The sequence below is a fragment of the Streptomyces sp. NPDC048604 genome, assembly GCF_043199435.1.
Classification (GTDB): domain Bacteria; phylum Actinomycetota; class Actinomycetes; order Streptomycetales; family Streptomycetaceae; genus Streptomyces.
Genome location: NZ_JBICVX010000007.1, coordinates 134,125 through 155,051, shown reverse-complemented (window position 1 = coordinate 155,051; position 20,927 = coordinate 134,125). Strand labels below are relative to the sequence as shown.

Sequence of the window (20,927 nt, the reverse complement as noted above, 5' to 3'; positions counted from 1 at the left end):
GGAGGTGGAACGAGGAGCGGAACGAGGAGCCCCGGTCAGGGGGCGGGAGTGGCCGGCGGGGTCGGGGACGGGCTCTCCGACGGGGTGTCGGTCGGCGTCTCGGTGGGAGGTGTCGGCGTCGGGGCGGTGACCCGGAGTTCGACGGTCAGGGTGCCGCCGCCGGGCGTGGTCAGCCGGATCAGGAAGGTGCCGGTCTGGTCGTCCGCGTAGAGCTTGGGCAGCGTGAGCAGGCCGTTCGCGTCGGTCTTCAGACCGGTGAGGGTGCGGACCGGCTTGTCCTCGGCGTCCTTGAAGTACGGGCCGCGGTCGTTGGTCTTCGGGTCCTCGGCCGAGGTGATCAGGGTGGCGGTGAGGGCGACGCCGGAGGCGGCCGCGCCGTCGAGGGTGGCCTTGACCTGGAGGGGGTCGGCGAACTCGGTGCCGGTGACGGCGGTGAGCGCCTTGTCGTCGGTGCGGGCGAGCGTGTCGGCGGTGCGGGCGGTGACGGTCGCCTCGTACTGGACGGCGGCCAGGGTGCGGCCGGCGACGGTGACCTTGACGGTGAACGTGCCGGTCTTCTCGCCGGCCCGCAGGACGGGCGCGACGGCGACGCCGTTCGACGCGGTGGTCACGGTCGCCGAGGCCGCGCCGCCGGTGAAGCGGGCGTCCGTGTCGCCGACGAGCTCGAACGTCAGGGCCACGCCGGCGACCGGCTTGCCCGCGGAGTCGACGGCGGCGACGGCGGGGCGCTCGGCGAAGAGCGTGCCGGCGGTCGCGGTCAGCGTCCCGGTGCCGTTGTCCTTGATGCGCACCACCGACGGCGTGGGCGTCGGCTTCGGGGTGGCGGGCGGCGTGGGCTTCCGCTTCGGCGCGGGCGGCTTCGGGGTCGCCGGGGGCGTCGGGGTGGGCGTCGGGGCCGGGGTCCGCGGCGGCGTCGGGAGCTGCGTACGCGGGGTGTCGCTGCGGTCGCCGGGCAGTACGCCCGTGCCGTCCGGGACCTGGTGGGAGCCGCGCTTGTAGTACTCGAACCAGGAGAGCACCGTGTGCAGGTACTCGGTCGAGCGGTTGTAGCTGAGGATCGCCTTGTCGAGGTCGGCCTTCACCGCGAGGTCGCGGTCGGCGGCGCAGAGGTAGAGCGCGGCGGCCTGGGCGGCGTCGTAGATGTTGTTCGGGTCCTTGCGGCCGTCGCCGTTGGCGTCCCGGCCCCAGGTCGCCCAGGTGGAGGGGATGAACTGCATCGGGCCGACGGCCCGGTCGTGCGTGGTGTCGCCGTCGTACGCGCCGTCGTCGGTGTCGCTGATGTTCGCGAAGCCGACGCCGTTGAGGACGGGACCCAGGATCGGCGACAGGGTCGTGCCGTTGGCGTCCACCCGGCCGCCGCGCGCCTGCCCGGACTCGACCTTGCCTATGCCGGCGAGGAGCTGCCAGGGGATGTGGCAGCCGGGGTCGCTCGCCTGCAGCGCGACCTCGGCCCGCTTGTAGGCGGCGAGCACGGTCGCGGGTATGCCCGCCTCGGCGGGGCCGGTGATGATCGGCAGGTCTATGGAAGTGCCGGGCTTGTTCGGCGTGTTCAGCGGGGGCAGGTCGGTGTAGTACGGCGAGTCGCCGGTGGCGGAGCCGTCCGGCGGGGTGCTGCCGTCGCCGGAGCCGAGGGAGGTGTCCCCGCTCGCGGTGTCGGCGGGCGGCGGAATCGCCCCGGGGCCCTGCGAGGCGGAGAGTGCGGCCACAGCGGCGGCAGCGATCGCCGTCGTCGTGGCGCCCTTGCGGAGCCGGCGGCCGAATTGCGCTGCCATAGGTATGGGTCCCCTCCCCTGTCGACTCGCGCTCCCCGCGCGCAGACCTCAGGCGACCCTACGGCAACTCCGAGGGGCGGAACACCGGCACCTGACCGCTTTTCACGCTTTCGTCACGATGCTCATGTCCGTTGTTCGGAGTCCGTGTTCGCCTGTACGAAGTCGGTCCTCGCGCCTACTGCTCGCGCATACTGGGCGTCGCCTCCCGGAACGCCCGGAGGGGACACGAGGGGGACCCGCACATGCCGTTCACGCTCAGCCATGCCGCCGCCGTGCTGCCGGGGATCCGGCGGGACGGCTCGGGCCGCGGACCGCTGCTGCCGTCGGCGCTGGTGGCGGGTTCGTTCGCGCCCGACATGACCTACTACGCGGCGAGCGTGGTCCCGGAGGCGATGCCGTTCGGCGACGTCACCCACGCGCTGTGGGGCGTGCTGACGGTCGACGTGGCGATCACGGCGGCGCTCGTGGGCCTGTGGCTGATGGTCCGTGAACCGCTGGTGGCGCTGCTGCCGGAGCGGTGGCGCGGGCGGGTGCTGGGCTTCGTCCGCGGTGCCGCGCGGCCTCGGCCGCGACCGCGCGGCGGCGCCGGGGCGCTGCGGCCGGCGGCGTGGTTCGTCGTCTCGGCGGTGATCGGCGCGACGACGCACGTGGTGTGGGACTCGTTCACGCATCTGGACCGCTGGGGCACCCGGGCGATCCCGGTCCTCGGCGACATCGTGGCCGGCTTCCCCGTCTACACGTATCTGCAGTACGGGGGTTCGGCGGTGGCGCTCGCGGTGCTGGTGTGGTTCACCGCCACCGGACTGCGCCGCGCGCCCCGCGCGACGGGCGGCGTCCCCGTGCTCGGCCGCCGCGACCGGTGGGCGGCCTGGGCGCTGCTCGGGGGGTGCGTGACGGCGGGCGTGGTGCACCGCTGCATGCGCTGGTACGCGTACTGGGGCGGGATCGACACCCCGCTGGACATCATCCCGACGGCCTGCTTCGGCGCGGGTGCCGGCCTGGCCGCCGGTCTCGTGCTGTACGGGGCGGCAGTCCGGCTGCTCCGGCGGGGCGACGACGGCCCGGGAACGGGGACCGGGACGGGAACGGAAACGGGAAGCGTCGCGCCCTCGGCGCACGCGGCTCCCGCAACCGCCGCCGCCCGCCCGGGCGACGGCGGCTGACGTCAGGCGTCGGCGTCAGGCGTCGGCTGACGTCCGGCACCAGCTGACGTCCGGCGTCAGTGGGCGGCCGAGTCCCAGTCGGGGCCGACGCCCACGGAGACGTCCAGCGGCGCGCGCAGTTCCACGGCGGCGGACATCTCGCGGCGGACCAGCTCCTCGACCTGCTCCCGCTCGCCCGGGGCCAGTTCGAGCACGATTTCGTCGTGGACCTGGAGCAGCATCCGGGACGCCAGACCGGCCTCGGCCAGCGCGCGGTCGACGCCCAGCATGGCGACCTTCACGATGTCGGCGGCCGTGCCCTGGATCGGCGCGTTGAGCGCCATCCGCTCCGCCGCCTCGCGGCGCTGCCGGTTGTCGCTGTTGAGGTCCGGCAGGTAGCGGCGGCGGCCGAGCATGGTCTCGGTGTAGCCGGTGGCGCGGGCCTCGTCGACGACCCGGCGCAGATAGTCGCGCACCCCGCCGAAGCGCTCGAAGTACGTGTCCATCAGCCCGCGGGCCTCGGCCGGCTCGATGCCGAGCTGCTGCGCGAGGCCGAAGGCGGACAGCCCGTACGCCAGGCCGTACGACATGGCCTTGATCTTGCGGCGCATCTCGGCGTCGACGGCGGACCGCTCGACGCCGAAGACCTGCGAGGCGACCGTGGTGTGCAGGTCCTCGCCGGAGCTGAACGCCTCGATCAGGCCCTCGTCCTCCGACAGGTGGGCCATGACGCGCAGTTCGATCTGGCTGTAGTCGGCGGTCATCAGGGCCTCGAAGCCCTCGCCGACCACGAAGCCGTGCCGGATCGCGCGGCCCTCGTCCGTGCGCACCGGCACGTTCTGCAGGTTGGGGTCGGTGGACGACAGCCGGCCGGTGGCGGCGGTGGTCTGGCTGAAGGTGGTGTGGATCCGGCCGTCGGCGGCGACCGTCTTGATCAGGCCCTCGACGGTGGAGCGCAGCCGGGCCTGCTCGCGGTGGCGGAGCATGATGACCGGCAGTTCGTGCTCGGTCTGGGTGGCCAGCCAGGCCAGGGCGTCCGCGTCGGTGGTGTAACCGGTCTTGGTCTTCTTGGTCTTCGGCAGGTTCAGCTCGCCGAAGAAGACCTCCTGCAGCTGCTTCGGGGAGCCGAGGTTGAACTCGTGCCCCACCGAGGCGTGGGCCTCCTTCACGGCCTGCTGGACCGCGCCGGCGAACTGCTGCTCCATCGCCTCCAGATGGTCGCGGTCGGCGGCGATGCCGTGCCGCTCCAGGCGGGCGAGGAGCACCGAGGTGGGCAGCTCGACCTCGTGCAGCAGCTCCCGCGCACCGACCTCGCCGAGCTTCTCCTCGAACGCGGCGCCGAGGTCCAGGATCGCCCGGGCCTGCGCCATCAGGGCCTCGGCCTCGGCGTCGTCGTCCGCGCCGAAGGCCAGCTGGCCGTCCGCCGCGGCCGCCGGGGCGAGCTCGCGGCCCAGGTACTCGAGCGTCAGCGCGTCCAGTGCGAAGGAGCGGCGGCCGGGCTTGACCAGGTACGCGGCGAGGGCGGTGTCCATGGAGACGCCGGCGACGGACCAGCCGTGCTCGGGGAAGACCCGCATCACGGCCTTGGCGTTGTGCAGCACCTTGGGCCGGTCGGGGTCGGCGATCCAGGCCGCCCAGGCCTGCTCGTCTGCCTCGTCGAGCCGGCTCGGGTCGAACCAGGCGGCCGCGCCGGCGGCCGAGGCGAGGGCGATCTCGCCGACGCTGCCGGAGCCCTGGGCCCAGGTGTCGACGGTGGCGACGCCCAGCGGCTCGGCGCCGTGCTCGGCCAGCCAGGGGGCCAGCTCGCCGGCGCCGAGGACGGTGAAGTCCAGCTCCACACCGGGGGCCGGCTCGGCGGCGACCTCGTCGGCCGCGCCCGGGTCGACGGCGAGCAGCCGCTCGCGCAGCGACGGGTTGCGGATCTCCAGGGTGTCCAGGACCAGGGCGACGGCCGTGCGGTCGTACGGGGCGCGCTCCAGGTCCTGCACGGTCTTCGGCAGCTCCACGTCGCGGACCATCTCGGTCAGCACCCGGTTGAGCTTGACGGCCTCCAGGTGGTCCCGGAGGTTCTGCCCGGCCTTGCCCTTGACCTCCTCGACCCGCTCGACCAGCTCCGCGAAGGAGCCGAACTGGTTGATCCACTTCGCGGCCGTCTTCTCGCCGACGCCGGGGATGCCGGGCAGGTTGTCCGACGGGTCGCCGCGCAGCGCCGCGAAGTCGGGGTACTGCTGCGGGGTGAGTCCGTACTTCTCCTCGACCTTCTCCGGGGTGAACCGGGTCAGCTCGGAGACGCCCTTCGTCGGGTAGAGCACCGTCACGTGGTCCGAGATCAGCTGGAAGGAGTCGCGGTCGCCGGTGACGATCAGGACCTCGAAGCCCGCCGCCTCGGCCTGCGTGGCCAGCGTGGCGATGACGTCGTCGGCCTCGAAGCCGTCGATCGCGAAGCGGGGCGCGCGCATGGCGTCGAGGAGTTCGCCGATCAGCTCGACCTGGCCCTTGAACTCGTCGGGGGTCTTGGAACGGTTCGCCTTGTACTCGGGGAACTCCGTCGACCGCCAGGTCTTGCGGGAGACGTCGAACGCCACCGCGAAGTGCGTGGGCGCCTCGTCGCGGAGCGTGTTCGCCAGCATCGAGGCGAATCCGTAGATCGCGTTCGTGGGCTGCCCCATCGCGGTGGTGAAGTTCTCCGCGGGCAGTGCGAAGAACGCCCGGTACGCCAGGGAGTGTCCGTCCATGAGGAGCAGGCGCGGGCGGTTCTCTTCGGTCTTCTGGGTCTTCTTCGATGCTGTCTCGGCCACGGAGCGATCCTCCCACGGACCGCTGACAATCCCGGCCTGCCGACCGCGGGGCCCTCGTTGTCGGCGGTCCGTGACAGGATCGGAGACGTACGCCCCGGTTCGGAGGCGTACGTCCACGTCGACCGCTCGAAGGAGAGCGCGATGGTCAGCAAGCCGCCCGCGAGCGACCCGGTCCAGGACGCGCCGGAGGTCACCCCGCCGCCGCACGCCGCCGCCGGGTTCGCCGCCGTCGCGCACACCCTGCGGATCTCCCGGCAGCAGATGGGCGTGCGCCGCACCGCGCAGACCCTGCTCAAGGTCAACCAGAAGGACGGCTTCGACTGCCCCGGCTGCGCCTGGCCGGAGGGCGACAAGCGGCACGTGGCGGAGTTCTGCGAGAACGGGGCGAAGGCGGTCGCCGAGGAGGCGACGCTGCGCCGGGTCACCCCGGACTTCTTCGCCGCCCACCCGCTCGCGGACCTGGCGGACCGCAGCGGCTACTGGCTGGGCCAGCAGGGCCGGATCACCCAGCCGATGTACCTGCCGGAGGGCGCGGACCGGTACGAGGCGGTGACCTGGGAGCGGGCCTTCGCGATCGTCGCGGAGGAGCTGCGCGCCCTCGCCTCTCCGGACGAGGCGCTCTTCTACACCTCGGGCCGCACCAGCAACGAGGCCGCGTTCCTGCTCCAGCTGTTCGCCCGCGAGTTCGGCACCAACAACCTGCCGGACTGTTCCAACATGTGCCACGAGTCCTCCGGCTCGGCGCTGACCGAGACGCTGGGCGTCGGCAAGGGCAGCGTCTCCCTGGAGGACCTGCACCGCGCGGACCTGATCATCGTGGCGGGGCAGAACCCGGGGACGAACCATCCGCGGATGCTCTCCGCGCTGGAGAAGGCGAAGGCGGCCGGCGCGAAGATCGTCTCGGTGAACCCGCTGCCGGAGGCCGGTCTGGAGCGGTTCAAGAACCCGCAGACCGCGCAGGGCATGCTGAAGGGCGCCGCGCTCACCGATCTCTTCCTGCAGATCCGCATCGGCGGCGACCAGGCCCTGTTCCGGCTGCTCAACAAGCTGGTCCTCGAGACGGAGGGCGCCGTCGACGAGGCGTTCGTGCGGGAGCACACGCACGGCTACGAGGAGTTCGCCGCGGCCGCCCGGGCCGCCTACTGGGACGAGACGCTGGCGGCGACCGGGCTGACCCGGGCCGAGATCGAGCGGACGCTGGAGCTGGTGCTGGCCTCGGAGCGGACGATCGTCTGCTGGGCCATGGGCCTCACCCAGCACAAGCACTCCGTGCCGACGATCCGCGAGGTGGTGAACCTCCTTCTGCTGCGCGGCAACATCGGCCGGCCCGGCGCGGGCGTCTGCCCGGTGCGCGGCCACTCCAACGTGCAGGGCGACCGCACGATGGGGATCTTCGAGCGGCCCGCGCCCGCGTTCCTCGACGCGCTGGACAAGGAGTTCGGCATCGTCTCGCCGCGGCACCACGGCTACGACGTGGTGCGCTCGATCCAGGCGCTGCGCGACGGCGAGGCGAAGGTGTTCTTCGCCATGGGCGGCAACTTCGTCGGGGCGACGCCGGACACCGAGGTGACGGAGGCGGCGATGCGCCGCGCCCGGCTCACCGTCCATGTCTCGACGAAGCTGAACCGCTCGCACGCGGTGACCGGGGCCCGGGCGCTGATCCTGCCGACGCTCGGCCGCACCGACCGGGACGTGCAGGCGGGCGGCCGGCAGTTCGTGACGGTCGAGGACTCCATGGGCCTGGTGCACGCCTCGCGCGGCAACCTGCCCCCGGCGAGCCCGCAGCTGCTGTCCGAGCCGGCGATCGTGGCGCGCCTGGCGCGGGCGGTGCTCGGCGAGGGCTCGGCGACGCCGTGGGAGGAGTTCGAGAAGGACTACGCGACGATCCGGGACCGTATCGCCCGGGTGGTGCCGGGCTTCGGGGACTTCAACGCGCGCCTCGCGGCGAACCCGGGCGGCTTCGCCCTGCCGCACGCCCCGCGCGACGAGCGCCGCTTCCCCACGGCCACGGGCAAGGCCAATTTCACGGCCGCCCCGGTCGAGTACCCGAGGGTGCCCGAGGGCCGGCTGCTGCTGCAGACCCTGCGCTCGCACGACCAGTACAACACCACGATCTACGGGCTCGACGACCGCTACCGCGGCATCAAGGGCGGCCGCCGGGTCGTCCTGGTCCACCCGCAGGACGCGGCGGAGCTGGGCTTCGAGGACGGCGCGTACGCGGATCTGGTCGGCGAGTGGCGGGACGGCGTCGAGCGGCGGGCGCCCGGTTTCCGGGTGGTGCACTACCCGACGGCCCGGGGCTGCGCGGCGGCGTACTACCCGGAGACCAATGTGCTGGTGCCGCTGGACTCCACCGCGGACGTCAGCAACACCCCCGCCAGCAAGTCCGTGATCGTGCGTCTGGAACAATCACGGACCGCCTAAGCGTTTGCTCAGGCGTTGCGACACACCAGACGAACGGAGCCGGGCCATGGGTGAGCAGACGACTGTGAAGTTCCCGCAGGAGGTCATCGACGAGTACGCCGCGCTGGGCGTCGATCTTCCCGCCCTGTTCTCGGCCGGGCACCTCGGCAACCGCATGGGCGTGCAGATCATCGAGGCCTCGGCGGAGAAGGTCGTCGGCACGATGCCGGTGGAGGGGAACACCCAGCCGTACGGGCTGCTGCACGGCGGCGCGTCCGCGGTGCTCGCGGAGACCCTGGGCTCGGTGGGCTCCATGCTGCACGGCGGGGTCTCCAAGATCGCCGTGGGCGTGGACCTGAACTGCACCCACCACCGCGGGGCGCGCAGCGGCCTGGTCACGGGTGTGGCCACGCCCGTGCACCGCGGCCGGTCCACCGCGACGTACGAGATCGTGATCACGGACGAGTCGGACAAGCGGGTCTGCACCGCGCGGCTCACCTGCATGCTGCGCGAGGTGACCCCCAAGGACGCGGAGAACCTCCCCGGCGCCTCGGCCTGACCCCGGGCCCGGCCCTAGCCAGGCCGCCCGGCCCCAGCCAGGCCGAAGCCCCCGGCGCGTCACCCACGGTGACGGCCGGGGGCTTCGCACATCCCGGACCGGAATCCCGCCCCAGCCGGCCACTCCCAACTGCCGCTCGTCACACGTCTGTTGTGCATCCACGCCCGAACGCCTAGCGTTCCCCCATGGGGCTTCCACGGCGCACCGAGGCCAGGACCGCCCTGCGTACGGCGCTCACCGTCACCGTCGCCCTGGGCGCCGCGACCGCCTGCTCGACCGCGGGCGGCGGCGAGGCCGCACCCGTACGGACGCCGACGCAGCAGGCCACCACACCCACGGACCTGTGCACGAACCTCGTCGCGTACTGGGTCAAAGAAGCCCTGAACGGCAGCAAGTGGGCGGGACTGGACTGGGAGCAAAAGGGGTTCTCCAACGAGCAGTTCACCCTCCACGACGAAGTGCTCGCCGCGGCCCGCGCGAAGGAGCGCACCTCGGGACGGAAGGCCGCGCTCGCCTTCGCCGACGAGGAGTCCCGCCGGCGGTGCGCGGCCGCGAACGGAGCGACCGGAAGCTCCGAGAACTGGAGACCGCCGACCTCGCCACCGTCACGCTGAGTGATGCCGGCGCGGTCGGGGGGGCGAGGGCAGGCACCCGCCGATCCGTCCGGTCACAAACCGGCGCGTGTCCGATATCCGGACACGCCCCCAGGGGCTCGGACAGGACCATGATCGAGTCAAGCCCCTTAGCGGAACTGGGCGTTCTCAGTATGTGAACACCAAGCAACCACCCGATTTACCCCAGTTTGCCCACCCCCTGAGCACCGTCTCTCCCCGTCGGCATAACAAGACAGTCACATCCTGACCTGGGCGCTCCCCGACTTCACCACCTGCGCCTAGAGTCACGGCCAGTCACCGCGCCGCTGGGCGCGTCCTTGCAAAGGCCAGTACGAAACCCGTACGGCCCGGCGTTGAAATACGGCACCTCTAGCTACCCCAGCTACACGGCACCTCAGCTCGAGGGGGCCGCGCCAGGGAAAGGATTCATCGTGCGCAACCGTTCGTTGCTCGTCCTCACCACCGTGCTCACCACCGGTGCACTCACCCTCACCGCCTGCGGTTCGCGCGACGACAAGGGTGGCAGCGACAACGCCAAGGGCGGCACGACCGTCGTCATCGGCGTCGACGCTCCCCTCACCGGCTCGCTCTCCGCGCTGGGCCAGGGCATCAAGAACTCCGTGGACCTGGCTGTCCAGACGGCCAACAAGAACAAGGAAGTCCCGGGCGTCACCTTCAAGATCGAGGCCCTCGACGACCAGGCCACCCCGGCCACCGGCAAGGCCAACGCCACCAAGCTCGTCGGCATCAAGGACGTCCTCGGCGTCGTCGGCCCGCTGAACTCGGGCGTCGCCCAGTCGATGCAGGCGGACTTCGAGAAGGCCAACCTGACCCAGGTCTCCCCGGCCAACACCAACCCGTCCCTCTCCCAGGGCGACAACTGGGGCAAGGGCGACTTCAAGCGCCCGTTCAAGACCTACTTCCGCACCGCCACCACCGACGTCGTCCAGGGCAAGTTCGCCGCGAACTACCTGTACAACGACGCCAAGAAGCGCAAGGTCTTCGTCGTCAACGACAAGCAGACCTACGGCGCCGGCCTCGCCGCGATCTTCTCCCAGGAGTTCGAGCGCCTCGGTGGCAAGGTCGTCGACACCGACTCCGTGACCGTGAAGGAGACCGACTTCTCCTCCACCGCCAACAAGATCAAGGCCTCGGGCGCCGACTCCGTCTACTTCGGCGGCCAGTACCCCGAGGGCGGCCTGCTCTCCGACCAGGTCAAGAAGGCCGGCGCGAAGATCCCCACCATGGGTGGCGACGGCATCTACGACCCGGAGTTCATCAAGGCGTCCGGCGAGGCCAACGACGGTGACCTGGCCACCTCGGTCGGCTACCCGGTCGAGAAGCTCCCGACCGCCAAGAAGTTCATCGAGGACTACAAGGCGGCCGGCTACAAGGACGCGTACGCGGCCTACGGCGGCTACTCCTACGACGCCGCCTGGTCCATCATCCAGGCCGTCAAGGCCGTCGTCGCCGCCAACGACGGCAAGCTCCCCGAGGACGCCCGCGCCAAGGTCACCGAGGCCATGGCCAAGGTCTCCTTCGAGGGCGTGACCGGCAAGGTCGCCTTCGACGAGTTCGGTGACACCACGAACAAGCAGCTCACCGTCTACCAGGTCAAGTCCGGCGCCTGGGCCGACGTGAAGTCCGCGACCTTCGAGGACTGACCCACCACAGCAATGCCCCGCTCCACTTGATCCAAGCCGCGGGGGGGGGCCAAAACCCCCCCCCCCCCGCCACAAATAAGACACCCGCCTCCGGGGGCCCGCGGGGCCCGCCCAGCCGCACCACCAGGCCGCCGGGCGGGGCCCCGGGGCCCGGGGCCTTGTTCACGCCCCCCACTTTCGCGCCCCCCCCCCCCCCCCAACCCCCCCCCTCAACTTCAACCCCCCCGGGCGGGGCCCCACCCCCCCCCCCCCCCCGGACTCATATCCGACACGCTCATCGGAGGCCCTGCGGTGCACGAACTGCCGCAACAGCTGGCCGACGGCCTTGCCCTCGGAGCCCTTTACGGGCTGATCGCCATCGGTTACACGATGGTCTACGGCATCGTCCAGCTCATCAACTTCGCCCACGGCGAGATCTTCATGATCGGGGGCTTCGGCGCCCTCACGACGTACACGATCCTGCCCTCGGGCACGTCCCTGGCGATCGCGATACCCGTGATGCTCCTCGGCGGCGCGGTGGTCTCCGTGGCCGTCGCCATGGCTGCCGAACGCTTCGCCTACCGCCCCCTGCGCGGCGCCCCCCGCCTCGCACCACTGATCACGGCCATCGGTCTGTCGATCGTGCTTCAGCAGCTCATCTGGGGCTTCTACCCCGGCGCCAAGAAGCCGATCAGCTTCCCCGAATTCAAGGGCGACAGCTTCCAGCTCCTCGACGGCCTGGCCATCTCGCGCTCCGACGCCTTCATCCTCGTGGCCGCCCCTCTCTGCATGATCGCCCTCGGCCTCTTCGTCTCGAAGAGCCGCAGCGGCCGCGCCATGCAGGCCACGGCGCAGGACCCGGACACCGCGAAGCTGATGGGCATCAACACCGACCGCATCATCGTGATGGCCTTCGCCATCGGCGCCGCGTTCGCCGCGGTCGCAGCGGTCGCCGAGGGCCTCGACAAGGGCCAGATCCGCTTCGAGATGGGCTTCCTGCTCGGACTCAAGGCGTTCACCGCCGCCGTCCTCGGCGGTATCGGCAACATCTACGGCGCCATGATCGGCGGCGTCGTCCTCGGCATCGCCGAGACCCTCTCCATCGCCTACGTCGAGCACATCCCCGGGATGGACCAGTTCGGCGGCGGTGCCTGGAAGGACATCTGGGTCTTCTCCCTCCTCATCCTCGTGCTGCTGTTCCGGCCACAAGGCCTCCTCGGACAGCGCAGCGCGGACAGGGCGTGATCGTGATGACCACCGACCTCAACAAGTCCCCCGAGAACGAGACCCCCGTCGTGTCCGCCGACTACCCGTCGACCGACGCCAAGGGCTCCGGCCCGCTCCACTGGGTCGTCGCCGCCGGCGGTCTCGCCACCGTCGCGAGCACCTTCCTCGCCTGGACCTACACCTCCGAGTTCCCCGGCAACCTCACGGTCAACGGATACCCGGGCGGCCTCCAGGTCCTCACCCTCGTCGCCGGCCTGCTCGTCACGCTGTTCGCCCTCTCCGGGCTCGGCATCAAGGGCCTGCGCTGGCTGACCCCGGCCGGCTCCAGCAAGGCACTGCGCTTCCTGGCGCTCGGCGCGTTCGGCACCACCTGGTACACCGTGCTCGCGATCGCCGTCCAGCTCGGCGGTCTCGCGCACCTGGAGCCCGGCGGCTTCGTCGCCGCGGTCGCCTCGCTGATCCCGCTGGCCGCCTTCGCGCTGCCGGACGACACCCGCACCCCGTCGAAGCCCCGTGAGCTCCCCTCCTGGGCCGAGATCCTGCTGCTCGTCGTCGCGTTCGCCATCGGCATGTACGCCGTCACGTACGGCATCTCCACCGAGTACGGCGAGCTGTTCATCGGCTACCTGATCCTGGCCGGTCTCGGCTCCGCGGGCCTGTCCAAGTCGGGCCTCGTCGCCCGCATCTCGGCCATCGCCTCGAAGAACCGGCAGATCGCCGCGATCGCCGCCTTCGCGGCCGCGGCCGCCTTCCCCTTCACGCAGACCACGGACACCTTCACCGTCATCGCGGTGAACATCCTGATCTTCGCGACGGTGGCCCTCGGCCTCAACGTCGTCGTCGGTCTGGCCGGTCTGCTCGACCTCGGTTACGTCGCCTTCCTCGGCGTCGGCGCGTACACCGCGGCCCTGGTCTCCGGCTCCACGGCCTCCGCCTTCGACATCCAGCTGCCCTTCTGGGCCACGGTCGTCATCGGCGCGTTCGTCGCCCTGATCTTCGGCGTCGTCATCGGCGCACCGACGCTGCGGCTGCACGGCGACTACCTCGCCATCGTGACGCTCGGCTTCGGTGAGATCTTCCGTATCACCGTCAACAACATGGACGGCGACAACGGCCCGCAGATCACCAACGGCCCGAACGGCATCCCGAACATCCCGGCGCTGAACATCTTCGGCTACGACTTCGGCGAGACCCACAACTTCCTGGGTCTGGAGCTCAGCACCTACGCCAGCTACTACCTGCTGATGCTGCTGGTCATGGTCTTCGTCGTCGTGGTCTTCAGCCGCGCGCAGGACTCCCGCATCGGCCGCGCCTGGGTCGCCATCCGCGAGGACGAGACCGCCGCCACCGCCATGGGCATCAACGGCTTCCGCGTCAAGCTGATCGCCTTCGCCCTCGGCGCCACCCTCGCCGGCGTCGCCGGCACGGTCCAGGCCCACTTCCAGGGCACGGTCCTCCCGGAGATGTACATCTTCGCGGGCCCCGTCGCCCCCAACTCCGCCTTCCTGCTCGCCGCGGTCATCCTCGGCGGCATGGGCACCATCCGCGGCCCGCTCCTCGGCGCGGCGCTGCTCTTCCTCATCCCGGAGAAGCTGGCCTTCCTCAAGGACTACCAGCTCCTCGCGTTCGGTCTCGCGCTCATCCTGCTCATGCGCTTCCGCCCCGAGGGCCTCATCCCCAACAAGCGGGCGCAGCTGGAGTTCCACGAGAACGACGACAAGCTCGACGTGCCGGAACAGCGGGTCTCCGCCGAGTCCGGTGTCGGTACCGCGAAGGCGGGTGCGTGAACGCCATGACGACCACCACCACGGCCACCACCACGGCCGCCACGGTCCTCGATGCCAGCGGCGTCACGATGCGCTTCGGCGGCCTGACCGCCGTCCGCGGTGTCGACCTGACCGTCCGCGAGGGCGAGATCGTCGGTCTGATCGGCCCCAACGGCGCCGGCAAGACGACCTTCTTCAACTGCCTCACCGGCCTGTACGTCCCCACCGAGGGACAGGTCAGCTACAAGGGCACGGTGCTGCCGCCCAAGCCGCACCTGGTGACGAAGGCGGGCATCGCCCGTACCTTCCAGAACATCCGCCTCTTCTCCAACATGACGGTCCTGGAGAACGTCCTCGTCGGACGCCACACCCGGACCAAGGAGGGCCTGTGGTCCGCGCTCCTGCGCGGCCCCGGCTTCAAGAAGGCGGAGAACGCCTCCCGCGAACGGGCCATGGAACTCCTCGAGTTCGTCGGCCTGGCCGCGAAGGCGGAGCACCTCGCCCGCAACCTGCCGTACGGCGAGCAGCGCAAGCTGGAGATCGCCCGGGCGCTCGCCAGCGACCCCGGTCTGCTGCTGCTCGACGAGCCGACGGCCGGCATGAACCAGAACGAGACGCGCACCACCGAGGAGCTCGTCTTCGCCATCCGCGACAAGGGCATCGCCGTCCTCGTCATCGAGCACGACATGAAGTTCATCTTCAACCTGTGCGACCGGGTCGCCGTGCTCGTCCAGGGCGAGAAGCTCGTCGAGGGCACGTCCGAGGTCGTCCAGGGTGACGAGCGCGTCGTCGCCGCGTACCTGGGCACCCCGTACGAGGGGGCTCCGGGCGCGGAGGAGGTCGCCGAGGTCGAGGCTGCGGAGGCGCACGCGGAGGAGGCTGCCGAGGAGGCTGCTGAAGCTGCCGCCGAGGCGCAGGCCGACGCCGAGCCGGAGGCCGCGGACGCCGAGTCGGACGAGTCCGACGACGCGGCCGGCGAGTCCGACGAGGCCGCCGACGACGCTCCGGAAGCCGCATCCGAGAACGCTTCGGACGCGGACAGCACCACCGAAGGAGACTCCAAGTGACCGCTCTGCTCGAGGTCGAGGACCTCAGGGTCGCCTACGGCAAGATCGAAGCCGTCAAGGGCATCTCCTTCTCCGTCGAGGCCGGCCAGGTCGTCGCCCTGATCGGCACCAACGGCGCGGGCAAGACCACCACGCTGCGGACCCTCTCCGGACTGATCAAGCCGAACTCCGGCAAGATCACGTTCGACGGCCAGGTGCTCAACGGCATCCCGGCCCACAAGGTCGTCTCGCTCGGTCTGGCCCACTCCCCCGAGGGCCGGCACATCTTCCCGAAGCTGACCATCGCCGAGAACCTCCAGCTCGGCGCCTTCCTCCGCAAGGACAAGGACGGCATCGAGAAGGACGTCCAGCGCGCCTACGACCTCTTCCCCATCCTGGGCGAACGTCGTAAGCAGGCCGCCGGCACCCTCTCCGGCGGCGAGCAGCAGATGCTGGCCATGGGCCGGGCGCTCATGTCCCAGCCCAAGCTGCTGATGCTGGACGAGCCGTCGATGGGTCTCTCCCCGATCATGATGCAGAAGATCATGGAGACCATCGCCACGCTCAAGGCGGAGGGCATGACCATCCTGCTCATCGAGCAGAACGCGCAGGCGGCCCTGTCCCTCGCGGACTACGGCTACGTGCTCGAGGTCGGCAAGATCAAGCTCTCCGGCACCGGCCCGGACCTGCTCGTCGACGACGAGGTGCGCAAGACGTACCTCGGCGAGGACTAGTCGGACCCGACGGACGAAGGCCCGCCCCACAGCGTTGTGGGGCGGGCCTTCTCACGTCTCGGGCTGTCCTGCAGGCCTGCCGGCCCTACTGGCCCTACTGGCCCTTTGCGGCCTTCTTCTCCTCGGAGTCCTCGATGACGGCCTCGGCGACCTGCTGCATCGACATGCGCCGGTCCATCGACGTCTTCTGGATCCAGCGGAAGGCGGCGGGCTCCGTCAGCCCGTACTCCGTCTGCAGGATGCTCTTCGCGCGGTCGACCAGCTTGCGGGTCTCCAGGCGCTGCGCGAGGTCCGCGACCTCCTTCTCCAGCGCCTTCAGCTCCGCGAACCGGGACACGGCCATCTCGATGGCCGGCACCACGTCGCTCTTGCTGAACGGCTTCACGAGGTACGCCATCGCGCCGGCGTCCCGGGCCCGCTCGACGAGCTCGCGCTGCGAGAACGCGGTGAGCATCAGGACCGGGGCGATGGACTCGCCGGCGATCTTCTCGGCGGCGGAGATGCCGTCCAGGACGGGCATCTTCACGTCCAGGATCACCAGGTCCGGCCGGTGCTCCCGGGCCAGCTCGACGGCCGCGGCCCCGTCGCCGGCCTCGCCGACGACCGAGTAGCCCTCTTCCTCCAGCATCTCTTTGAGGTCGAGGCGGATGAGGGCCTCGTCCTCGGCGATGACGACTCGCGTCGTCAGCGGCGGGACGTGCGACTTGTCGTCGTCGGCGACGGGCTGGGGCGACTCGGGGGCGGTCACGGGGGCTCCTCGTTGCGGGGCGATACTGCTCACCACGAGCCTACCCACCTCCTGTAAGGTAGGGACACGACGGGTTACCGTCATCCTTTCTTTCGAAGGCGCGCCCCGGTAGCCCAGCGGTAGAGGCAGTGGTCTCAAACACCATCCAGCGTGGGTTCGAATCCCACCCGGGGCACTTTCCCTTCCTTTCCAAGGTCAGCAATCGCTGAGCGATCGTCACCCGTACGCGTGAGCCGTACGCGTGGGATCGACCCGCCCGCCCCGCTCAGCCCGTCACCGGGTCGCCGATGTGGTGGACGCGGACCATGTTCGTGGAACCTGCGACTCCGGGCGGGGAGCCGGCGGTGATGACGACGGTGTCGCCCTTCTTGCAGCGGCCGATCTTCAGCAGGTGCTCGTCGACCTGCGCCACCATCGCGTCCGTGGAGTCGACGTGCGGGCCCAGGAAGGTCTCCACGCCCCAGGTGAGGTTGAGTTGGGCGCGGGTGGCCGGGTCCGGGGTGAAGGCGAGCAGGGGGATGGGCGAGCGGTAGCGGGAGAGGCGCTTGACCGTGTCGCCGGACTGGGTGAAGGCGACGAGGAACCTCGCGCCGAGGAAGTCGCCGATCTCGGCGGCCGCGCGGGCGACGGCGCCGCCCTGGGTGCGGGGCTTGTTGCGTTCCGTCAGGGGCGGAAGGCCCTTCGCCAGGATGTCCTCCTCCGCCGCTTCCACGATGCGGCTCATCGTGCGGACCGTTTCCACGGGGTAGCGGCCGACGCTGGTCTCGCCGGAGAGCATGACCGCGTCGGTGCCGTCGATGACCGCGTTGGCCACGTCGCTGGCTTCGGCGCGGGTGGGGCGGGAGTTGTCGATCATCGAGTCGAGCATCTGGGTGGCGACGATGACGGGCTTGGCGTTGCGCCGGGCGAGCTTGACCGCCCGCTTCTGGACGATCGGGACCTGCTCCAGGGGCATTTCGACGCCGAGGTCGCCACGGGCGACCATGATGCCGTCGAAGGCGGCGACGATGCCGTCGATGTTCTCGACCGCCTGGGGCTTCTCGATCTTGGCGATGACGGGGACGCGGCGGTCCTCCTCGTCCATCACGCGGTGGACGTCGTCGATGTCGCGGCCGGTGCGGACGAAGGAGAGGGCGATGACGTCGGCGCCGGTGCGCAGGGCCCAGCGGAGGTCTTCGATGTCCTTGTCGGAGAGGGCGGGGACGGAGACCGCGACGCCCGGGAGGTTGAGGCCCTTGTGGTCGGAGACCATGCCGCCCTCGACGACGCGGGTGTGGACGCGGGGGCCGTCGACGGCGGTGACGTCGAGTGCGACTCGACCGTCGTCGACGAGGATGCGCTCGCCGGGGGTGACGTCGGCGGCGAGGCCGGGGTAGGTGGTGCCGCAGCCGTGGCGGTCACCCTCGGCGGCCGGTTCGACGCTGATGGTGAACTCGTCGCCGCGTTCAAGGAGTACGGGACCTTCACGGAATCGGCCGAGGCGGATCTTCGGGCCTTGAAGGTCCGCGAGGACGCCTACGCTCCGTCCCGTCTCCTCGGCGGCCTTGCGCACATGCCGGTAGCGCTCCTCGTGTTCGGCATAGGTGCCGTGGCTGAGGTTGAACCGGGCCACATCCATTCCGGCCTCGATCAGGGCTTTGATCTGGTCGTATGTGGCGGTGGCGGGGCCCAGGGTGCAAACGATTTTCGCTCGGCGCATGAGTCGAGCCTAGGCATTACCAACGGGTAGAACATGGGACTGTCATGACGGACCAACAACCTTTACATGAAAGGTTGTTGACAAGTCTTGAATATGTGCGGACCCCTGCTCCGATGAGCGTCCGGAGGGGTCGTTCTACAGCGTAGGCGGGTGCAGAGTGAATCTCGCCGTGACCTCCGCGGAAGCCGTCTGGAGCTGGGGTTCCAGGGTGAGCGGGGGCGTGGGTTCGACCGCCTCCGCCGCGAAGGCCATCCGCAGTCCGCCCGCCTGGGGCGGCGGGATCAGGTCCGTGCCCGTGTCGGAGAGTTCGAGCAGGGCGTCAAGCGTCGTGCCGAGGGCTTCGGCGTACTCGCGGGCACGCTGGACGGCTGCCCGGACGGCGAGCCGGCGGACCCGGGCGTACGCCGGGGAGTCTGGGCGCAGGGTCCACCAGGGGCCGTCGACACGGGTGAGTTCGTGTTCGGCCAGTCGGGTGGCGAGTTCGCCCAGTGCGGTGAAGTCGGTGAGTTCGGCGGTGAGGTGGACGCGGCCGCTGTAGGCGCGCACGCGCTCGCCGCGGCCGTGCCGGGCGGGTTCGGGGGTGAGGGTGAAGGCGCCGGTCTCCAGGCGTTCGACGGCGTCGCCGTACGACTTGATCAGCTCCAGGGCCTCCGTGTTGCGCCGGGTCAGGTCGCGCAGGGTGTTGTCCCGGTCCGTGCCCCGCGCGCCCACGGTGACGCCGATGCGGGCGAGCTCGGGGTCGACCTCCAGGCGCGCCTCGCCGCGCACGGTGACGCGCGGGCTCTGCGGGCCGGGTTCGGTGGTGAATCCGTCGGTGGGCATGGGTGGGCTCCCCTCGTCCGTATGTCTCCAGCCTCGCTCCTTCGAACACTTTCGCATTCCGTCATCTGAAAGGGGTGTTCCCCGGGTGACTCCTGAGCCAGAATCTACGCGCGTTGTGCACCGTCGAGATCAAGGAGTACCCATGCCGCTGAACCGCCGGACGTTCCTCGAGAGCTCCGTCGCCGCCGGAGCGGGAGCCGCCCTCGCGGCAGGTGTGGCGGCCCCCGCCGAGGCCGCCGCCGCACCGGCCCCGGGGCGCGGGCCCAAGCGGTACTCGTTCACCGTCATGGGCACCACCGACCTGCACGGCAACGTCTTCAACTGGGACTACTTCACGGACAAGGAGTTCGACGACAAGGCCCACAACGACGTCGGCCTGGCGAAGATCTCCACCCTGGTCACCCGGGTCCGCGAGGCGAAGGGCCGCCGCAACACGCTGCTGATCGACGCCGGCGACACCATCCAGGGCACCCAGCTGTCGTACTACTACGCCAAGGTCGACCCGATCACGAAGACCGGCGGCCCGGTGCATCCGATGGCGCAGGCCATGAACGCCATCGGGTACGACGCCGCCGCGCTGGGCAACCACGAGTTCAACTACGGCATCCCCGTGCTGCGGAAGTTCGAGGAACAGTGCGACTTCCCGCTGCTCGGCGCCAACGCGCTGGACGCGCGGACGCTGCGGCCGGCGTTCGCGCCGTACAGCATCCACCGGCTGCGCACCCCGCACGGCCGGGACGTGAAGGTGGCGATCCTGGGCCTGACCAACCCGGGCATCGCGATCTGGGACAAGGCCAACGTCACGGGGCAGATGGTCTTCCCCGGCCTGGAGGAGCAGGCCGCGAAGTGGGTGCCGAGGCTGCGTTCGATGGGGGCGGACGTGGTCGTCGTCTCCGCGCACTCCGGATCCAGCGGCACGTCCTCGTACGGCGATCAGCTGCCGTACGTCGAGAACGCGGCCGGACTCGTCGCCGAGCAGGTTCCCGGCATCGACGCGATCCTCGTCGGCCACGCGCACACCGAGATCCCCGAGTACCGGGTGAAGAACAAGGAGACCGGGCAGGACGTCGTGCTGTCCGAGCCGCTCAAGTGGGGCCAGCGGCTGACCCTGTTCGACTTCGAGCTGGTGTGGGGCAGGGGCCGCTGGACGGTGGAGAAGGTCTCGGCGCAGGTGCTCAACTCCAACACGGTGGAGGAGGACCCGGCGATCACGAAGCTGCTCGGCGACGAGCACACCAAGGTCGTGGCGTACGTGAACCAGGTCATCGGCACCTCCACGGCCGCGATGACGACGGTCGACGCGCCGTGGAAGGACGAGCCGATCATCGATCTGATCAACCACGTCCAGGCCGAGACGGTGAAGGCGGCCCTCGCGGGCGGCGCGTACGCGGCGCTGCCGGTGCTCTCGCAGGCGTCGTGCTTCTCGCGGACGGCCCGGATCCCGGCCGGGCAGGTCACGCTCAAGGACGCGGCGGGCCTGTACCCGTTCGAGAACACGCTGGAGGCCCGGCTGATGACGGGCGCCCAGCTGAAGGAGTACCTGGAGTACTCGGCGAAGTACTACGTGCGGACTCCGGCCGGGGCTCCGGTGGACACCGCGAAGCTGACCAACGCGGACGGCACCCCGGACTACAACTACGACGCCGTGTCCGGGCTGACGTACGAGATCGACATCGCGAAGCCGGCCGGTTCGCGCATCGTGAACCTGTCGTTCGGGGGTGCGCCGCTCGACCCGGCTGCGCGGTTCGTGCTCGCCGTGAACAACTACCGGGCCAGCGGTGGCGGCGCGTTCCCGCATGTCGCCAAGGCCGAGCAGCTGTGGGCGAATTCGGACGAGATCCGCAACACGATCATCCAGTGGGTGAAGGCGGAGGGCACGGTCGACCCGGGCCGGTTTGCCTCGGTGGGCTGGAAGCTGACCCGGGACGGCGTGCCGGTGTTCTAGCGCGCCGCG

The 20,927-nt window shown here is 70.6% G+C and carries 15 protein-coding genes and 1 tRNA gene; 11 read left to right on the top strand and 5 right to left on the bottom strand.

All coding sequences use genetic code 11. The features are described from left to right. Positions 1–35 precede the first annotated feature (35 nt). Complete coding sequence (locus ACGFMM_RS16860) at positions 36–1,772, bottom strand: lytic murein transglycosylase (RefSeq protein ID WP_393647093.1); 1,737 nt, start codon at positions 1,770–1,772, stop codon at positions 36–38. 242 nt (positions 1,773–2,014) lie between these two features. Here ACGFMM_RS16860 and ACGFMM_RS16855 point away from each other — a divergent pair, with 242 nt between their 5' ends. After that, positions 2,015–2,935 (top strand): DUF4184 family protein, encoded by a 921-nt coding sequence (locus ACGFMM_RS16855; protein ID WP_393647092.1) that lies wholly within the window; start codon positions 2,015–2,017, stop codon positions 2,933–2,935. 56 nt (positions 2,936–2,991) lie between these two features. Here ACGFMM_RS16855 and polA read toward each other — a convergent pair whose 3' ends face one another. Beyond that, positions 2,992–5,712, bottom strand: a complete 2,721-nt coding sequence (polA, locus tag ACGFMM_RS16850; protein WP_393647091.1) for a DNA polymerase I — start codon at positions 5,710–5,712, stop codon at positions 2,992–2,994. Positions 5,713–5,853: 141 nt separating this feature from the next. Between polA and ACGFMM_RS16845 the strand changes: the two genes are divergently transcribed. From ACGFMM_RS16845 to ACGFMM_RS16810, 8 genes are all read left to right on the top strand, one after another. Continuing rightward, positions 5,854–8,136, top strand: a complete 2,283-nt coding sequence (locus ACGFMM_RS16845; protein ID WP_393647090.1) for an FdhF/YdeP family oxidoreductase — start codon at positions 5,854–5,856, stop codon at positions 8,134–8,136. Positions 8,137–8,182: 46 nt separating this feature from the next. Further along, on the top strand, positions 8,183–8,674 hold the full coding sequence (locus ACGFMM_RS16840; RefSeq protein ID WP_393647089.1) for a PaaI family thioesterase: 492 nt from the start codon (positions 8,183–8,185) through the stop codon (positions 8,672–8,674). A gap of 185 nt (positions 8,675–8,859) precedes the next feature. Then, a complete protein-coding gene (locus ACGFMM_RS16835; RefSeq protein WP_393647088.1) occupies positions 8,860–9,288 on the top strand; it encodes a hypothetical protein in 429 nt (142 codons plus the stop codon). 431 nt (positions 9,289–9,719) lie between these two features. Then, positions 9,720–10,952 (top strand): branched-chain amino acid ABC transporter substrate-binding protein, encoded by a 1,233-nt coding sequence (locus ACGFMM_RS16830; protein WP_393647087.1) that lies wholly within the window; start codon positions 9,720–9,722, stop codon positions 10,950–10,952. Between the two features lie 291 nt (positions 10,953–11,243). Next, on the top strand, positions 11,244–12,176 hold the full coding sequence (locus ACGFMM_RS16825; RefSeq protein ID WP_393647086.1) for a branched-chain amino acid ABC transporter permease: 933 nt from the start codon (positions 11,244–11,246) through the stop codon (positions 12,174–12,176). Positions 12,177–12,181: 5 nt separating this feature from the next. Next, positions 12,182–13,945: a branched-chain amino acid ABC transporter permease gene (locus ACGFMM_RS16820; RefSeq protein WP_393647085.1), complete on the top strand. Its 1,764-nt coding sequence runs from the start codon at positions 12,182–12,184 to the stop codon at positions 13,943–13,945. Positions 13,946–13,950: 5 nt separating this feature from the next. Next, positions 13,951–14,991, top strand: a complete 1,041-nt coding sequence (locus ACGFMM_RS16815; protein WP_393647269.1) for an ABC transporter ATP-binding protein — start codon at positions 13,951–13,953, stop codon at positions 14,989–14,991. Next, positions 14,988–15,704 carry an ABC transporter ATP-binding protein gene (locus tag ACGFMM_RS16810; protein ID WP_393647084.1) on the top strand — a complete coding sequence of 239 codons (717 nt, stop codon included), beginning with the start codon at positions 14,988–14,990 and terminating at the stop codon, positions 15,702–15,704. Before ACGFMM_RS16815 ends, ACGFMM_RS16810 begins: the two co-directional genes overlap by 4 nt. A gap of 94 nt (positions 15,705–15,798) precedes the next feature. Here ACGFMM_RS16810 and ACGFMM_RS16805 read toward each other — a convergent pair whose 3' ends face one another. Then, entirely contained in the window at positions 15,799–16,452 is a 654-nt protein-coding gene (locus ACGFMM_RS16805) for an ANTAR domain-containing response regulator (RefSeq protein WP_393647083.1), read from the bottom strand. 102 nt (positions 16,453–16,554) lie between these two features. Here ACGFMM_RS16805 and ACGFMM_RS16800 point away from each other — a divergent pair. After that, positions 16,555–16,627 (top strand) — tRNA-Leu (locus ACGFMM_RS16800). Between the two features lie 90 nt (positions 16,628–16,717). On the opposite strand, the gene pyk is transcribed toward ACGFMM_RS16800, so the two are convergent. Both pyk and ACGFMM_RS16790 read right to left on the bottom strand, forming a co-directional pair. After that, entirely contained in the window at positions 16,718–18,151 is a 1,434-nt protein-coding gene (pyk, locus tag ACGFMM_RS16795; RefSeq protein WP_393647082.1) for a pyruvate kinase, read from the bottom strand. A 135-nt stretch (positions 18,152–18,286) separates the two neighbouring features. Next, a complete protein-coding gene (locus ACGFMM_RS16790; protein WP_393647081.1) occupies positions 18,287–18,973 on the bottom strand; it encodes an SIMPL domain-containing protein in 687 nt (228 codons plus the stop codon). A 142-nt stretch (positions 18,974–19,115) separates the two neighbouring features. Here ACGFMM_RS16790 and ACGFMM_RS16785 point away from each other — a divergent pair, with 142 nt between their 5' ends. Continuing rightward, complete coding sequence (locus ACGFMM_RS16785) at positions 19,116–20,918, top strand: bifunctional metallophosphatase/5'-nucleotidase (RefSeq protein WP_393647080.1); 1,803 nt, start codon at positions 19,116–19,118, stop codon at positions 20,916–20,918. The last annotated feature ends 9 nt before the right edge of the window (positions 20,919–20,927 follow it).

Excerpts from the sequence above, each read along its gene's own strand:
- ACGFMM_RS16860 (WP_393647093.1), bottom strand. The coding sequence starts at position 1,772 with ATGGCAGCGCAATTCGGCCGCCGGCTCCGCAAGGGCGCCACGACGACG.
- ACGFMM_RS16855 (WP_393647092.1), top strand. The coding sequence starts at position 2,015 with ATGCCGTTCACGCTCAGCCATGCCGCCGCCGTGCTGCCGGGGATCCGG.
- ACGFMM_RS16845 (WP_393647090.1), top strand. The coding sequence starts at position 5,854 with ATGGTCAGCAAGCCGCCCGCGAGCGACCCGGTCCAGGACGCGCCGGAG.
- ACGFMM_RS16840 (WP_393647089.1), top strand. The coding sequence starts at position 8,183 with ATGGGTGAGCAGACGACTGTGAAGTTCCCGCAGGAGGTCATCGACGAG.
- ACGFMM_RS16835 (WP_393647088.1), top strand. The coding sequence starts at position 8,860 with ATGGGGCTTCCACGGCGCACCGAGGCCAGGACCGCCCTGCGTACGGCG.
- ACGFMM_RS16820 (WP_393647085.1), top strand. The coding sequence starts at position 12,182 with ATGACCACCGACCTCAACAAGTCCCCCGAGAACGAGACCCCCGTCGTG.
- ACGFMM_RS16815 (WP_393647269.1), top strand. The coding sequence starts at position 13,951 with ATGACGACCACCACCACGGCCACCACCACGGCCGCCACGGTCCTCGAT.
- pyk (WP_393647082.1), bottom strand. The coding sequence starts at position 18,151 with ATGCGCCGAGCGAAAATCGTTTGCACCCTGGGCCCCGCCACCGCCACA.
- ACGFMM_RS16790 (WP_393647081.1), bottom strand. The coding sequence starts at position 18,973 with ATGCCCACCGACGGATTCACCACCGAACCCGGCCCGCAGAGCCCGCGC.
- ACGFMM_RS16785 (WP_393647080.1), top strand. The coding sequence starts at position 19,116 with ATGCCGCTGAACCGCCGGACGTTCCTCGAGAGCTCCGTCGCCGCCGGA.